The sequence below is a fragment of the Levilactobacillus yiduensis genome (genome assembly GCF_024718525.1).
In the GTDB taxonomy this organism is placed as follows: domain Bacteria; phylum Bacillota; class Bacilli; order Lactobacillales; family Lactobacillaceae; genus Levilactobacillus; species Levilactobacillus yiduensis.
Genome location: NZ_JAMXAZ010000055.1, coordinates 2,009 through 3,189, shown reverse-complemented (window position 1 = coordinate 3,189; position 1,181 = coordinate 2,009). Strand labels below are relative to the sequence as shown.

Annotated in this window: 1 rRNA gene (cut by a window edge); it reads right to left on the bottom strand. The window is 53.0% G+C overall.

The annotated features are described in order from the left end of the window. Nucleotides 1–19: 19 nt before the first annotated feature. A 23S ribosomal RNA gene (locus NGM66_RS14110) occupies nt 20–1,181 on the bottom strand (it continues 1,856 nt past the right edge of the window).

Sequence of the window (1,181 nt, the reverse complement as noted above, 5' to 3'; positions counted from 1 at the left end):
TTGAGAACACCAACTCTACTTGGTTAAGTCCTCGACCGATTAGTACTGGTCCGCTTCACGTCTCACAACGCTGCCACTTCCAGCCTATCTACCTGATCATCTCTCAGGGGTCTTACTTCCATATAGGAATGGGAAATCTCATCTCGAGGCGAGTTTCACACTTAGATGCTTTCAGCGTTTATCTCATCCATACATAGCTACCCAGCGATGCGCCTGGCGGCACAACTGGTACACCAGCGGTATGTCCATCCCGGTCCTCTCGTACTAAGGACAGCTCCTCTCAAATTTCCTACGCCCGCGACGGATAGGGACCGAACTGTCTCACGACGTTCTGAACCCAGCTCGCGTACCGCTTTAATGGGCGAACAGCCCAACCCTTGGGACCGACTACAGCCCCAGGATGCGATGAGCCGACATCGAGGTGCCAAACCTCCCCGTCGATGTGGACTCTTGGGGGAGATAAGCCTGTTATCCCCAGGGTAGCTTTTATCCGTTGAGCGATGGCCCTTCCATACGGTACCACCGGATCACTAAGCCCGACTTTCGTCCCTGCTCGACCTGTCTGTCTCGCAGTCAAGCTCTCTTCTGCCTTTACACTCAATGAATGATTTCCAACCATTCTGAGAGAACCTTTGGGCGCCTCCGTTACTTTTTAGGAGGCGACCGCCCCAGTCAAACTGCCTACCTGACACTGTCTCCCACCACGATAAGTGGTGCGGGTTAGAGTGTTCACACAGCGAGGGTCGTATCCCACCAGCGCCTCACTCGAAACTAGCGTTCCGAGTTCTACGGCTCCGACCTATCCTGTACAAGCTGTGTCAACACCCAATATCAAGCTACAGTAAAGCTCCATGGGGTCTTTCCGTCCTGTCGCGGGTAACCTGCATCTTCACAGGTAATATAATTTCACCGAGTCTCTCGTTGAGACAGTGCCCAGATCGTTACGCCTTTCGTGCGGGTCGGAACTTACCCGACAAGGAATTTCGCTACCTTAGGACCGTTATAGTTACGGCCGCCGTTTACTGGGGCTTCATTTCTGGGCTTCGCCGAAGCTAACTCATCCACTTAACCTTCCAGCACCGGGCAGGCGTCAGCCCCTATACGTCATCTTACGATTTTGCAGAAACCTGTGTTTTTGATAAACAGTCGCCTGGGCCTTTTCACTGCGGCTACACTTGTGT